This is a genomic window from Armatimonadota bacterium (assembly GCA_018268395.1).
Classification (GTDB): Bacteria; Armatimonadota; Fimbriimonadia; order Fimbriimonadales; family Fimbriimonadaceae; genus JAEURO01.
On the sequence record JAFDWQ010000003.1, the window covers coordinates 159238 to 173715 of the forward strand.

The following is a 14478-nucleotide window of genomic DNA, read 5'->3' on the forward strand; positions in this document are numbered from 1 at the left end:
CTGGACCTTGAAGGTCCCGCTGTGGACCATCTTGGCCGTGACGTCCCAGTCGATCGCGGTCGGGGCCGTCTTGGTCGTGGTGTAGTCGAACCGGACCCGGACGATCGGGCTCGTAGCGGACGTGACGACGAACTTGCAGACGCGCCAGTTCACGTTGTCGACGACGGCGGTGTCGCCGAAGCCGCCCGAGTTGGACTGGCCGATGTTCACGGCACCGTTCACCGGAGCGAGGGTTTCCGTCGTGGAACCGGCGTTGATCGTCAAGGCACCGCTGGCCGTAGTGGACTGGCCGTCAGGGTTCGTGATCGTGACGTCGCGGGCTCCGGCGGTCGCGTTGCCTGCGACGCTGACGTTCACGACGATCTGCTGCGGGTTCGCGTGGCTGAACGAGACGGAGTTGACCGTCACGCCCGTGCCGCTGACCGCGACTTGGAGCCGTTTGGTGTAGCTGGCGTCCGTGTCGTAGTACTCCGAACCGGCCGCCGCCGTGCCGTTGATCGTCACGTTCGTCGTCTGGCCTTGGTTCAGCACGTTCGGCGAGACCGAGTTGACGGCCGAAGGCGGTGGTGCGAGCAGTTGGACCACGCGGCATCCCCAAGCGTTGGAGGCAGCAGCGAACTCCTGGATCGTCCACATCGTCTGGTCGTCCTCAGGGTCGACGTTGACGGTGCAGTAGTCGCCCCATCGTTGGACGCCGCCACCCTGAAGGTTGTAGCCGACCGTACTCTGGAACGCGAGGGTGGACGATTGCGTCGTCCCGAGCGGGTCGCCGGCAAGTCGGCCGGCGGCGCGGACCTGGACGCGCGTCGCCGAGTTGGCGGCGTTGTGCCCTAGGGCCATATGGCCCTGACCGCTTTGCGCGCAGGAGTCCATCCAATAGTAGAGCGGACTGGAAGCGGCGGGATCGTACGCCGTCCCCGCCTGGACGAGGACCATGCTCGCGCCCGTCGGATCGACTTCGTACCAGCGGCATCCGTTCCGGTTGCCGCCGGAGGAACCGATACCGTTGCCGTCGACACGGATGTTGTGGGCCATGTAGATCGTGCGCTTGCCCGTCTTCCGGTTCAAGTGCATCTGGGCGTGGTAAACGCGGTCGTCCAAAGCGTCCAAGGAGCCCGTCGTTCCCAGGGCCGGCACAGAGGCCGGATTGACCGTCGTCGGAACGGCAAGGGTCATGTTCGCGGAAATGGTCGGCGAGTTCGTGTCGGCGTTGAACACTTTCACCATGCACAGCTTGCTGAAGCTGGCATTGTCGACACCGATGACATAGCCGTCGGTCGACGCCGGGTCGTCGTTGTCGACGCCGCGCGGGGAGAACAGTCCCGTCCCAGTGGCGGTCGACGTGGTGAACCTCGTCGACACGATCGGGCCGCCGGACAGGATGCTCGACTTCTTGATGACTTGAAGGTGCGTCCCGAGATAGGAGGTCAGCGAGGTGTTGAACGTGTTGTCGCCGATGTAGACGCCCTTCGCGTCGACGCCGAGCGACGGATAGTCCGCGAACGAACTCGGGCTAGTGATCGAGTAGAACGTGAAGCTCGCCGTGTTCGTGATCGTCGGACCGCTCGAGACCGCGATATAGAACTTGTTCGGAGAGTTGACGTTGATGCAGATGACGAACCAGCGCTGGCTGATGCGGTCGTACGTCGCCCGCGGGTCCGACGTGTTGCCTCCGACGGACGCGAAGAAGCTGTCCAGAGTCGTGTTGAGGCTCCCGAGCGTTCCGGACTTGTTGTAGACCTTGACCTGGCTGTTCGAGGTCACGAGGATCTGCGTCGGCCCGACGGCGCCGAACGAGTCCGGCGGAACAAGGTTGCCGGCCTGGCTCCCGGTCCACTGGACGCCGATGGTCTGGGGACTGTAAGGACGACCGTGGTCCTTGCCCGTGTTGCCGGCTTCGGGGTTCTTGCCGGTGGGATACGGGGGCCAACTGCTGCCTTGAAGGGCCTCAGGGTTCTGGGGCAGTTCAGTGCGGTCGACCTCCTGTTCGGTCGACTTGATGATGATGTTGGCGAACTTCAACGGGTTGACCCAATTCGGGTTCCGCATGATTTCGGAGACGGTACGGGTTATTCCTTTTTCGCCGATGGTCGTGACGCCGTAGAAGCGCTGGGGACCGTCTTGTGCAGACGCGACGGTCGGGCCAACGGCCAGCGAAACGAGCCCCAACGAAAGGCTGATCGATCTGAATCGCATGTTCACTCCTGCTCCGGAGGTCCTGGAAAGTGCGGACTCCGCATGTCCTCTCGGATGCACGAACCGGGCCCAATCAGCCCGATCCGCCTCCAGCGTACCACCCGTGCGGTCTCAACGCGCCTGGCTGAAGGGTGGATTTTCAAGAGACCGGCAACAGTACGGACCGGATCAAGCCCCGCTCCGTCTCAACGCCACTGATAATTGAAAAAACTTTATAAGATAGTGCTTAGAAAATCTGAAAAGTACTGGACTGATCCCTTATCGTCGAAGAGGAGGTGGGAGGCCGCCGCGACCCGGTTTTTCAACTCCACTGCGACGTCGCTGTTCTGGGCCAGCGAGACGGCAAGTTCGGCGAATTCGTCGTCGTCGTCGGCGACGGGCCCTTCGATGCCCATTTGTCGGTACAACCCGGCCGTCATCCTTCCCCGCATCAGGTCTCCGTTCCACGTCACGACGGGGACGCCGGCGGAAAAAGCAAGGTACGCGGTGTGGCCGCCCGTAAACCGTCGTGTGTCCAAGACAGCGTCCGCGGAAGCGAGCGCGTCCAGGAAGCGGTCCGGGCTGAGACGAGGCAGGAACAAGACCTGGTCGGCGACGTCGGGGATCCGGCTTTGGAGCCTCTCTTTCAAAATCCTGACCCAGTTCTGCTCGGACGTCTCAAAAAAGACCACTTTGCCCTGTGGGTCCCGGCGCAGGACAGCGGCGACGGCCGAATCGAAGTCGGGGTGGAACTTGAACAGGGACTGGGCGCAAAGATAGAGCCGGCCGGACTCCGGCAGACCCGCGTCGGCTTTCGAAGCACGGGCTTTGGCTTCGGGCGGGCGCTGAAGGTCGCAGTAGATCCGGGGAAGCAGGGCCAGGTGTTCCGAATAGTGGTCTTGCGCCCCGTCCGGTTCGAACGTTTCGGCGGAAAGGTAGTAGTCCACGTTCGGCACGCCCGTCGTGTCCGGGTGCCCCCAACCGACGCACTGGACCGGCGCCAGCCGTGCGAACGAAAGGAAATACGTGAACGCGTCCATGCCGATGTCGGCGTAGACGAGGACGTCCAGTTTCTCGTCGGCGACCGTTTGTCGGGCGGCCTTCAGTTCTGAAGGAAGGACCACGAACGTATCGGCCGATCGGGCGATGCGGACAGCGACGTCGTCCCGTGGCGGTGCGGTCGAAAGGACCACGACTTCGAACGCGTCGCGGTCCAGTCCGCGGATCACGCCTTCATAGACCTTTCCGACCGTGTGGTCCCGGAAAAACGCCGAGCAGAACCCGATCCTGGCGCGGCGGCCTTTTGCCCCTCCCATGGAGTGCGGGGACGTCCAACCCAGCGAGGGGCACGCCGTAAGATAGGTGCGCGCCACTTGGCTTTGAAGGTGCTTGTCCGGTCGTCCGTGGTAGGTCAGATAAAAGTTCGCCGTGCCGACCTCGTGTGGCGGATCTGTCAGCCGGACGTCGCCTTGGGCCAAGGCGTCCAGTTCCTCCGACATCCGGGCACGCACGTCATCGATCTGGTCCGGGCTGCTGAACACGGTCGGACTGAGAAGGGCTCTGCGGAACAGGAAACCGTTTCTCGCAGGACCTCCAGAACGAGCGGCCAGGGCGTACTGGTTCCGGGCTTCCTCGTACTTGCCGGACTCCGCGAAGATCGCACCGATGTTGGCGTTGGCCGCCCCGACGTTCGGCTGTAGGGACAGCACGGCCCGGAAACCCTTGACCGCCTCGTCGTTCCGGTGAAGCGTCTGAAGGGTCACCGCGTGCCGGAACCGGAGCTGAGCGTCCTGTGGTCGGAGCCCGACCGCTTTTGCGACGATCGGTTCCGCCGTGTCCAGGAGTCCGGCGCCCATGGCGCAGTCGGCAAGGGCCATGAGCGTGCCCGGATCCTCCGTCCTCTCGGCCGAAGCCTTGAGGATGTCTGCGGCGAGTTCGCCGTGTCCAGCGGCAGACTCGAGGCGGGCCAGGTTCAGGGAAGCAAGGGCGAGCCCGGGGTTTCGGCTCAAGGCTGAAAGGAACGCCTGACGCGCGGCCCCGGTGTCGCCTTTCTGAGCCAGAGCCGTTCCGGCCAAGGCATGGGCGAAGGCGTCGACCGGGTCGGATGCGAGGGCAAGTCGGCAAACGGACAGGGCCTCGTCCGGACGTCCCGCGGCCAAGAGCGCCTCGGCGCGGGCATACAGGTCCCGTAACGCCGGTCCGACCGGCTTGTGCTCCCGGCGCCCCTCGTCGTGTCCCTTTCGCCGGGATTTCTTGCTCATCGTCCGATGTCCGATATCTTAGCCGTCAGAAGGCCGGAAGCCGCCCACTCGCCGGGGGCCATCGGGTATCACGGTTCTAAGCCTAGGCCATGTCAGCAGAACCGCGAGCCTCGAACGACCAAGTGACGATCACGGTCAACGACGTTGAACTGAGCGTCCCTAAAGGCGAACTCATCGTCGAATCGGTCAAGCGGCTCGGGCTGGAAATCCCCGTATTCTGCTACCACCCCCGGATGGACCCGGTCGGTATGTGCCGGATGTGCCTTGTCGAAGTCGGCTTCAAGCAGGCGGACGGGTCGGTCCGCATGATGCCGAAGCCCCAAGCAGGCTGTACGCTGCCCGCGAGTGAAGGAATGGTCGTCTTGACCGACTCGGAGGCGGTGCACCGTGACCGGCGGGGCGTCTTGGAATTCCTGTTGGTCAACCACCCCCTCGACTGTCCGGTCTGCGACCGGGGTGGCGAGTGCCCGCTCCAGAACAACACGCTCGCCTACGGGCCTTCGACGTCGCGTTTCATCGAACTCAAGCGCCACCTTCCCAAGGCGTTCCCTCTGAGCCGGTACGTCACGCTCGACCTCGAACGTTGCATCCAGTGCGGCCGGTGCGTCAGGTTTACAGAAGAGGTCAGTGGCGAACACGAACTGGCGTTCCGGTTCCGAGGCGCGGAAATGCAGCCGTCGACCTTCCAACTCACCGACTTCGAGTCCAAGTTCAGTGGGAACGTCATCGAAATCTGCCCGGTCGGAGCCTTGACGAGCAGCAAGTACAGGTTCCGGGCGCGGCCTTGGGACTTGGAAACGACCCCTTCGGTCTGTACCGAATGCTCGAACGGCTGCAACGTCTGGTTCGACCATAGGGCGGGCAAGTACGTCCGGACGAACGGACGGGTCAACGAGGCTGTGAACGAGGAATGGACGTGCGACCGAGGGAAGTTCGGCCACGGCTACTACAACAGTCCCTCCCGACTGACAAGCCCGTTGGTGCGGAAGGGCGACGGGTTCGTCCCCGTGTCTTGGGGCGAGGCGTACGAAGAGATCGCCAAAGGCTTCGACCGGCCTGGTGCCGAATGCGCCGGACTGACCGGTCCACGCGTGTCGAACGAAGCCCTGTACCTGTTCCGGAAGGTCGTCCGCGAGCAGTTCGGTTCCCCTCACCTTGACCATCGGTGGACGTCTGCGGTCGACGGCGACGTTTCGACGCCGTCGATGACGATCGCCGGACTCGAGCGACAGGCGAGCATCCTCGTCTTCGGCGACCTCGCCGCCGAGCTCCCCATCGTTTATCTCCGCGTCCGCAAGGCGGCCGTCAAGCGCGGCGCGAAGGTCGTCGTCCTCAGCCTGTCGCCGAACGAGTGCGACACGTTTTCGGCCGCTTCGCTGCGGTTCCCGGTCGGAGCCGAACGGGATGCGGTCAAAGCTCTCTCGGGCGACGATGCCGCTGCGTCGCGGCTCGGTTGGGACTCAGGAACGGTTTCGGCAGCCCGGTCCGCGCTTGGACAGGGAACGGCCGTCGTCGCTTCGGACCGCGCGCTCGACCTTCCCCAGGGACTGGACGCCCTTCGCGATCTGAGAGGTTGGGCCGCGACGAGCGGCGGATCGTTCGACGTCTGGCCAACGGGCGCCAACTCGCAGGGCGCCGAGTTTCTCGACGTCCGTCCGGCACAAGGCGGAGCGTCCACTTTCGACGCCCTTCAGGCCGCCGCACAAGGTCGAGTGAAGGCGCTCTGGCTGATGGAGTGCGATCCGACGACGTTCGAGGGCGGTGCGGGAGCCTTGGAGAACGCCGAGTTCGTGGTGGTCCAAGGAACGCAGGAGTGCGAGGCGATGGCGTATGCCAGTGTCGTCCTCCCGATGGCGGCGCCCGCCGAACAGGACGGCACCTGGACGAACTGCGAAGGACGCGTCCAGAACATCGGACGTGCCGTATCGCCTCCCGGCGACGCCAAGCCTGCGTGGCGGATCTTCAGCGAGCTCTTGCTGCGGCTCTCGCCCGCGACCCCGTTCTTCAATCCGAGGGAAGTCCTGACGGCGCTCGCTGCCGAATTCCCCCGGTTTTCGGCCGTTGCAGACGGGGTCCCCGAGGAAGGCCTCGTCCTCGCGGAACCGCAGGTCACGGAGGTCGGCGGAGCCTAACGCCAGGCAGGTAAAGTCAGGGAGCCGGACGTGAATTTTAACTTCCCCCAATGGATTGAGGCGGTCAGCAACGGGCAGGATGCCACGCTCTTCGGTCTGCACCTGTACGGGCCCTTCGTCGCCGGACTGATCAAGGTCGTGATCTTGGTCGTTCCGATGCTGATCTTGGTCCCGGGTTTGATCTGGTGGGAGCGCCGTCTCCTCAGTTGGATGCAAGACCGCGTCGGGCCGAACCGTACAGGCACGATTACGGTCCCGGACAGGTTTCCGTTCCTGAAAGGCCGGAAGTTCCGGACTTTCGGTCTCCTCCAACCGATCTGCGACGGCGTGAAGCTCTTCTTGAAAGAAGACATTACGCCCGCCAGTATCGACCGCAAGATCTACTTCCTGGCGCCGGCCGTCGCGCTTTTTCCGGCGTTTGCGATCGGTGGGACGCTTCCCTGGGGTTCGGTGACGTTGCCGTTCGCCGACGCGATCGGTGGTGTCTATAGCTACCTCACGCCCGTCGCGAACGTCGACATCGGCATCCTCTACGTCCTCGCCATCTCGAGTCTTGGCGTCTACGGCGTCGTCCTTGCGGGCTATTCGAGCAACAACAAGTACTCCCTCATGGGCGGGCTCCGGTCGAGCGCGCAATTGATCAGCTACGAACTCGCGATGGGGATGTCCTTGGCCTGTGTCGCCCTGGCGACGGGCTCTCTCCGGATGGCGGACATGGTGCGCGAACAAGAGAAGGCGCTCTGGGGCGTCGCGCCCGGGCTTCAAAACTGGTTCCTGTTCACCCCGTTCGGGTTCGTCAGCGCGGTCGTGTTCCTGATCTGCATGATCGCCGAGACGAACCGGGCGCCGTTCGACCTTCCCGAAGCCGAGAACGAGCTGATCGCGGGCTACCACACGGAATATTCGAGCATGAAGTTCGCCGTGTTCTTCATGGGCGAGTACGCGGCGATGTTCATGCTGAGCGGCGTGTTCGCCGCGGTCTTCCTCGGCGGTTACAACCTGCTGCCCGTGAACTGGGAAGCGCTGGCCGTTTCTCCGCCCTCGTGGCTGGCCGGCGGCGCCGCGTTCTTCAAGTCGATGGCGTGGTTCAACTATTGGGCCGGGCCACTGGTCTTCATCGGGAAGTGCGCGGGCGGCATCACGTTCTTCATCTGGCTCCGTGCGACGTTGCCCAGGTTGCGGTACGACCAATTGATGAACTTGGGTTGGAAGACCATGCTCCCGCTCGGGGTCGCGAACTTCTTGGTCGTCGCTCTCTGGATCATCGCGACGCGCCTCTGGGGGACGGGCGGAGGATGGGTGGCATGGGCCGCTGCCGCCGGAGTGCTCTTGGTGGGCTATTTGAACATCGCGGCGTTGGCCCGCAAGTCGGATCTGGCGTTCGGTGCGCGCAAGGTCAAGCTCGCCGATCCGGCACCGACCCGGTCCGTCAGGTTGGTGGACCCGAAAAAGGCATGAGACGATCCAGAGCCGTGAGTCAAGGGGTGAAGGGGAAGTGAGCGGCGAAAAGCTCGCGTTCCTCGTCCTCGCCCTGGTCGCAGGCGCGGGCGCCCTGGGAGTCGTGGTGTTCGGAAAGAACCCGGTCCGTTCCGCCCTCAGCCTCGTCCTCAATTTCTTCGTCCTCGCGTTCGTCTACTTCACGCTCGGAGCACAGCTTCTCGGCATCACCCAGATCATGGTGTACGCCGGGGCGATCATGGTCCTGTTCCTGTTCGTGATCATGATGTTGCAGCTCCACCACGGGCAGAAGGACGAGGAGAAGCGGGACTGGAAAGCGCCCGTCGCTTGGGGGTTCGGCCTCGCCATGGGGGCCGTGATCTTCTCCAAGGTCGTCACCCCCTTCTCAGACTCGGTCAAGGAACCCTATTCGGTCGCGTCGCCGCAAGCGGTCGTCGCTTCGACGGCCGCCCCTTCCGGCCCATCGACACCGCTTTCAGGCGCGCAGGGCCCGGCCGACCGTGGGCCGATGGTCCGATCGATGGACGACCTCGGCAAACCGCAAGCCGTCGGCGCCGTGCTGTTCTCGACCTATTCGTGGCCGTTCGAGGTCACGAGCGTCTTGCTGCTGATCGGCGTCGTCGGGTCGATCCTGTTGGCCAAAAGGAGGATTTAGATGGACTCGAGCGTTCCGTTGAGCTGGTACCTGACCTTGGGTCTCTTCATGTTCACGATCGGGGGCATCGGGGTCGTGGTCCGCCGGAACCCGGTGGTCGTCTTCATGTGCGTCGAACTGATGTTGAACGCCGTGAACTTGACGTTCCTCTCGTTCGCCCGATATGGGGCTGCGCCCGGGCTAGGGTCGGCCGATCTGAAAAATTCGATGATGGGCGGCCAGATGGCCGTCATTTTCGTGATGGCGGTCGCGGCGGCCGAGGTCGCCGTCGGGCTGGGGATCATCATGGCCATTTTTCGCCTGAAGAACCAGGCCGACGTCGACGATATGAGCGCACTGAGGGGATGACGATGGTGGGTTTGGCTTTGTACGTCAAGAAGGTGGCCCGGTATGCCTGATTGGAACCTCGTGTGGTGGATCGTGTTCCTGCCTCTGGCCGGATTCCTGTTCCAGGCCTTCGCAGGGAAGAACCTGATCGACGGGCTCGGCCCGAAGATCGGTCGACCTGTAGCCGGAGCGATGGCGTTCCTGCCCATCGCCGGGGCGTTCCTGATCGGACTGATTCTGACGGGTTCGTTGCCGCAACTGGACCCCAAGCAACCGTTCGTCGTCAAGACCTTGTTCGACTGGATCAGCATCGACAGCGTCCGGATCCCGTTCGAGTTCCGCATCGATTCGTTGAGCATGACGATGGTGCTGATCATCACCGGCATCGGCTCGCTGATCCATCTTTACGCTATCGGCTACATGGGGGAAGAGAAGGACTTCGCCCGGTTCTTCACCTATCTGAACTTGTTCATCGCCGCGATGCTGGTCTTGGTGCTCGGCAACAACCTGGCCCTGACCTTCGTCGGGTGGGAAGGCGTCGGCCTCTGTTCCTACCTTCTCATCGGGTTCTGGTTCAAAGACGTCAGCAATTCCAAGGCGGCGAACAAGGCGTTCATCGTCAACAGGATCGGTGACTGGGGCTTTACACTGGGCATGTTCGGAGTGGTCAGCTTGATCGCGTCGAACCGAACCGCCCTCGGCCTAGTCGACGACCCGCGGTGGCTCAGCTACGACGTCGTCCTTCCCCATGCCACGGCGATCCTTGCTCAGAACCCGTTCTGGGCGACCATGATCGCGATCCTGCTGTTCGTAGGCGCCTGCGGCAAATCGGCCCAGTTCCCGATCTATGTCTGGTTACCGGACGCGATGGCGGGCCCGACACCGGTTTCGGCTTTGATCCACGCCGCGACGATGGTCACGTCCGGCGTCTACCTGTTGAACCGGATGAGCGACTGGTTCCTGGCGTCGCCCGTGGCGATGGGCGTCGTCGCACTGGTCGGCGCTTTGACGGCCTTGATCGGCGCGACGATCGCGTTCGGTCAGACCGATATCAAGAAAGTCCTGGCGTACTCGACGGTGTCCCAGCTCGGCTACATGTTCATCGCGTGCGGAGTCGGGGCGTTTTACGCGGGCATGTTCCACGTGCTGACCCACGCGTTCTTCAAAGCCCTGCTGTTCCTTGGTTCCGGAGCGGTCATCTACGCTATGGCCCACGACCAGGACATGAGGAACTACGGCAACTTACGGAAGTACTTGCCGATCACCTTCGCCACGATGATGGTCGGATATCTGGCCATCGCGGGCGTACCGTGGCTCTTCAGCGGTTTCTGGTCGAAGGAAGCGATCCTCGGCCCGGCCGTCAACGCGACAGGGCACGGTGCTCTGATGCTCGGCCCGGTCAGCGCCGGGCAGATCGCGGGCTGGATCGGCTTCTTCGTCGCCGGACTCACGGCCTGTTACATGACCCGCATGATGGTCTTGACCTTCTTCAACCCTGCCGAGCGATGGAAGCTGTTGCCGGCGGGCGCCCACGGGCATGACGACCACGGTCACGACCACGACCACGGCCATGGGCACCACACCGACCACGACGATCCGCACGGCTTCTTCATGAACGATGACGAGGCCGCCGCGATGCACGGCGACCACGAGCACCACCATGAATTGGACGAGACGCACAAACCCCGGGAAGTCCCGTGGGTCATGTGGGTGCCGCTGGCCGTTCTGGCCCTTTTCTCGTTCGGATGGATCGGCGGGATCTTGAACGACCAAGAACGGTTCTTCCACTGGCTCTACCCGCTCAAGGAAGCGGCCGAGCACCATGGGCCGGTCCCGCACACGATGCTGATCGTGCTCTCGACGGTGACGTCGGTCGGCGGCATCCTTGTCGGGTTCTGGATCTGGGGCAAGAAACTACCGGACTGGGAGGGCTTCGACCTTACGAAGTGGAACCCGGTCCAAAAGTGGGCCGGTCGGCAATGGGGCTATGACGCTTTGGTCAGTGACGGTAGCGTCAAAGCCGGTGCCGCCGTCGGTTGGTTGTCCCAAGGTTTCGACAAGATCGTCGACGGGGTCGTGGTGGGTATCGCAGGCGTCACGAAAGGCCTCGGCGCCCTGTTGACCGCGACACAGACCGGCAAGGTCCGAGGTTACGCCCTCTTGATGCAGGTCGGAGCGGCGGCGTTCATCGGGTATGTCCTGTACGTCCTTTCGGTGGGAGGTCCGAAGTGAACCTGGAACCGACGGGCCCGGGGATCCTGAGCCTTCTCTTGGCGCTTCCCGTTCTGGGAGCCGTCCTGATCGCGCTGATCCCGAGCCAGTTCCCGAAGGCGGTAAAGGCTGCAGCGCTGTTGTTCAGCCTCGTCACGTTGGGCGCGAGCCTGGTCGTCTTGGGCCGGTTCCAACCGGGTACGTACCACTTCCAAATGGTCGAGTTCGTGCCATGGATCGATCAACTGGGCATCCATTTCCGGCTCGGTGTCGACGGTATCAGCCTGTGGCTCGTCGTCCTGACCACGTTTTTGAACGTGATCGCCGTCTGGTTCAGCTTTTACGTCGACAAGCGGGTCAAGGAGTACTTCGTCATGACGATGCTCCTCTTGACGGCCATGTTGGGCGTCTTCTTGAGCCTGGACCTGATCTTGTTCTACACCTTCTTCGAAGCCAGCCTCATCCCGATGGCGGTCATGATCTGGATCTGGGGCGGGGCACAGCGGAACTACGCCGCGGTCAAGTTCTTCGTCTACACGTTCGCCGCGTCCATCTTCATGCTCGTCGGGATGATCGTCATCGCCAGATTGAACGCTGAAGTCTCTGGGATTTGGACGTTCGATATGACGGCGATCCAAGGCAACATCGCCAGCGGCAAACTCTGGGCGGCGGCCGATCCCAAACTGCAGCTCCTGCTGTTCTGGTCGTTCGCCTTGGCCTTCATGGTCAAATGTCCGATGTTCCCGTTCCATACCTGGCTGCCCGACGCCCACACCGAAGCGCCGACGGCCGGATCGGTGATCCTGGCCGGCGTCCTTCTGAAAATGGGCACGTACGGCTTTCTGAGGCTGTGCCTGCCGTTCTTCCCGGACGTCCTGCCGAAGGTCGTGCCGATCATCATGGCGCTGGCCGTCTTCGGCATCGTCTACGGCGCGATCGTCGCCGCTGTCCAGCCCGATGTCAAGAAACTGGTCGCCTATTCGTCCGTGGCCCACATGGGCTTCGTGATGCTCGGGATTTTCAGCCTGACGCACACGGGAATGATGGGCGGCGCCTATCAGCAGTTGAACCACGGGATCTCGACGGGCGCACTCTTCTTGATGATCGGCCTGCTCTACGAACGGATCCACACCCGGCTCTTCGCCGATATGGGCGGTCTGAAAGCCCAGATGCCCGTCTATGCGGCCCTGTTCCTGATCGTGATGCTGTCGTCGGTCGGCCTGCCTGGCCTGAACGGGTTCGTCGGCGAGTTTTTGGCGATGATGGGCGCTTGGGAAGCGGCCACGGTCAACTACATGGGCATCGGGCCGTGGGTGCCTTGGGTCGCCGGAGTCGGCGTCATCCTGGCTGCGGTGTACTTGCTGTGGATGTTCCAGAAGGTCTTCTACGGAAAGCTCAATCCGAAGCTCGAGCGGCTGAAGGACCTCAAGGTCTGGGAAGTCTGCATGGTCGGGTGTCTGATCGTCCTGATGCTTTGGGGAGGCCTGAGCCCGGGCACGTTCCTTGGCCCGATGGAGCGTTCGATCGGGGCGGCACGGCTGATGGCCGTCAATCCGGCGGGCAAGCGCCCGTCCTGGGCCGACACGGGGCTGGAGGTCTCGAAGAACGGCGACCTGATCCAGGTCGCTCCGAGGCCGGTCAACGGAGTCATGGGCGATTACAGCTTCGTCTCGTTAGTCTATCCAGGCCAACACCATTTCCAGATCGCTCCTGAAACGGACGTGCCTACAGAAGAGACGCACGCCGACGCCGACAAGCCGGCAGGAGGGGTCCAGTGATCCCTGTGTTGCCGCAGATCGATTGGACGGTCTTGATGCCGGTCTTGACCGTGATCGGGACCGGCGTCGCGGCCCTGTTCGTCGAAATGTTCTGGCCAAGGCGCAACAACGGCCCGCTCGTCGCAGTCTCGCTGGTCGGGCTCGCCTGGGCGGGCTGGCAAGTGTTGTCCCAGTTCGGCTCGAAGCCGACGAAGACCTTCGCCGACATGATGCTGCGCGACCAGACGTCGCTCGTCCTTCAACTGCTCTTGATCGGCGCCTGCTTCGTGGCTTTCCTCTTCAGCGAGGGGTACTTGCGCGAAAAGAAGATCGCGTTCGCCGAGTTTTATCCTCTAGCGCTCTGGTCGACGGCCGGCGGGATGTTGATGGTCACGACCACGAACCTGCTGGAGATGTTCTTGGGCCTGGAAGTCCTCAGCATCGCCCTGTACTGTCTCGCGGGGACGAGCCGTCAAGAGTCCAAGTCCGAAGAGAGCGCCCTCAAGTACTTCTTGCTCGGAGCGTTCGCCAGCGCCTTCTTCCTCATGGGCGTGGCCTACATTTTCGGCGCGACCGGATCCCTCGACATGTCCAGGATCGCCGAGGTCGCCGACTTCTTCCAGGCCGAAATCGGCGCCCCCCTTGTGTTCGGCGTGATGATGGTCCTGATCGGACTCGGGTTCAAAGCCGCCCTTGTCCCGTTCCACCAGTGGACGCCGGACGTCTACCAAGGCGCCCCGACGAACGTGACCGCCTTCATGGCCGCGGTCAGTAAGATCGCCGCGTTCGGGGCGTTGATCCGCTTCCTTGAGTCGGCCACCCCGCTTCAAGGTTATTGGATGCCCGTGCTCACCTGGGTCGCCATCCTGACGATGACCGTCGGCAACCTCGCCGCTCTGGCGCAGAAGGACGTCAAACGGGTCCTGGGATACTCCAGCATCGCCAACGCGGGCTATATCCTGGTCGCGGTGCTGGCCCACGTGAAGTCGCCTGACCGCATCGGCCTGTCGACCGTCACGTACTACCTGCTGACTTATTGCCTGATGACCTTGGGGACGTTCGCGGTCGTCAGCTTGGCCGTCAAGGGCGGCAAGGAGGGCACGCGGTTCCAAGACTTGAACGGCCTTTGGAAGCGCGCCCCGCTCGCAGTAGCTTGTCTCGTGGTGTTCGTCGCGTCCTTGATCGGCATTCCGCCGACAGCGGGGTTCGTCGGAAAGTTCCAAATCTTCATGGACGCGCTCGCCGCCGATCTGCCTGTCCTTGCCATCGTCCTGGCCGTCAACTCGGTGATCAGCGTCGCGTACTACCTCGGCATCCTTCAGGCCGCGTTCGTCGACGACGAGGGCTTCCGGAAGAACCCGGCGCGGCAACCTGGCTTCGGCCTGCTGGTCGCCGTCGTCGCGTGTGCGATCGGCGTCTTCTGGGCGAGCTTCGCGGCGACCCCTCTCCAGAAGTCCCTCAAAGGCGACGGAAACCCGTCCGGACCCGTCGCGCGGCGGTGA

9 protein-coding genes are annotated in these 14478 nt (G+C 63.2%); 7 read left to right on the forward strand and 2 right to left on the reverse strand.

Annotation, left to right across the window (positions count from 1 at the left end; all coding sequences use genetic code 11):
• Both JST30_06210 and JST30_06215 read right to left on the reverse strand, forming a co-directional pair.
• Nucleotides 1–2196, reverse strand: a 2196-nt coding sequence (locus JST30_06210; protein MBS1713913.1) for a hypothetical protein, incomplete at its 3' end; no start/stop codon positions are given.
• 212 nt (nt 2197–2408) lie between these two features.
• Nucleotides 2409–4436 carry a tetratricopeptide repeat protein gene (locus JST30_06215; protein MBS1713914.1) on the reverse strand — a complete coding sequence of 676 codons (2028 nt, stop codon included), beginning with the start codon at nt 4434–4436 and terminating at the stop codon, nt 2409–2411.
• A gap of 89 nt (nt 4437–4525) precedes the next feature.
• Here JST30_06215 and nuoG point away from each other — a divergent pair, with 89 nt between their 5' ends.
• From nuoG to JST30_06250, 7 genes are all read left to right on the forward strand, one after another.
• Complete coding sequence (gene nuoG, locus JST30_06220; GenBank protein ID MBS1713915.1) at nt 4526–6568, forward strand: NADH-quinone oxidoreductase subunit NuoG; 2043 nt, start codon at nt 4526–4528, stop codon at nt 6566–6568.
• Nucleotides 6569–6724: 156 nt separating this feature from the next.
• Nucleotides 6725–8026, forward strand: coding sequence for an NADH-quinone oxidoreductase subunit H (locus tag JST30_06225; GenBank protein MBS1713916.1), 1302 nt, complete (start codon nt 6725–6727; stop codon nt 8024–8026).
• 37 nt (nt 8027–8063) lie between these two features.
• Entirely contained in the window at nt 8064–8681 is a 618-nt protein-coding gene (locus JST30_06230; protein MBS1713917.1) for an NADH-quinone oxidoreductase subunit J, read from the forward strand.
• Nucleotides 8682–9029, forward strand: coding sequence for an NADH-quinone oxidoreductase subunit NuoK (gene nuoK, locus JST30_06235; GenBank protein ID MBS1713918.1), 348 nt, complete (start codon nt 8682–8684; stop codon nt 9027–9029).
• 42 nt (nt 9030–9071) lie between these two features.
• Nucleotides 9072–11240, forward strand: a complete 2169-nt coding sequence (nuoL, locus tag JST30_06240; GenBank protein ID MBS1713919.1) for an NADH-quinone oxidoreductase subunit L — start codon at nt 9072–9074, stop codon at nt 11238–11240.
• The gene (locus JST30_06245) at nt 11237–12997 is read left to right on the forward strand and encodes an NADH-quinone oxidoreductase subunit M (GenBank protein ID MBS1713920.1); all 1761 of its coding nucleotides are present in this window, start codon (nt 11237–11239) and stop codon (nt 12995–12997) included. The genes nuoL and JST30_06245 overlap by 4 nt, the downstream gene beginning before the upstream one ends.
• On the forward strand, nt 12994–14478 hold the full coding sequence (locus tag JST30_06250) for an NADH-quinone oxidoreductase subunit N (protein ID MBS1713921.1): 1485 nt from the start codon (nt 12994–12996) through the stop codon (nt 14476–14478). Before JST30_06245 ends, JST30_06250 begins: the two co-directional genes overlap by 4 nt.

Coding starts and splice junctions, on each gene's coding strand:
- nuoL (MBS1713919.1), top strand. CDS start 9,072: ATGCCTGATTGGAACCTCGTGTGGTGGATCGTGTTCCTGCCTCTGGCC.
- nuoG (MBS1713915.1), top strand. CDS start 4,526: ATGTCAGCAGAACCGCGAGCCTCGAACGACCAAGTGACGATCACGGTC.
- JST30_06215 (MBS1713914.1), bottom strand. CDS start 4,436: ATGAGCAAGAAATCCCGGCGAAAGGGACACGACGAGGGGCGCCGGGAG.
- JST30_06225 (MBS1713916.1), top strand. CDS start 6,725: ATGCTGATCTTGGTCCCGGGTTTGATCTGGTGGGAGCGCCGTCTCCTC.
- nuoK (MBS1713918.1), top strand. CDS start 8,682: ATGGACTCGAGCGTTCCGTTGAGCTGGTACCTGACCTTGGGTCTCTTC.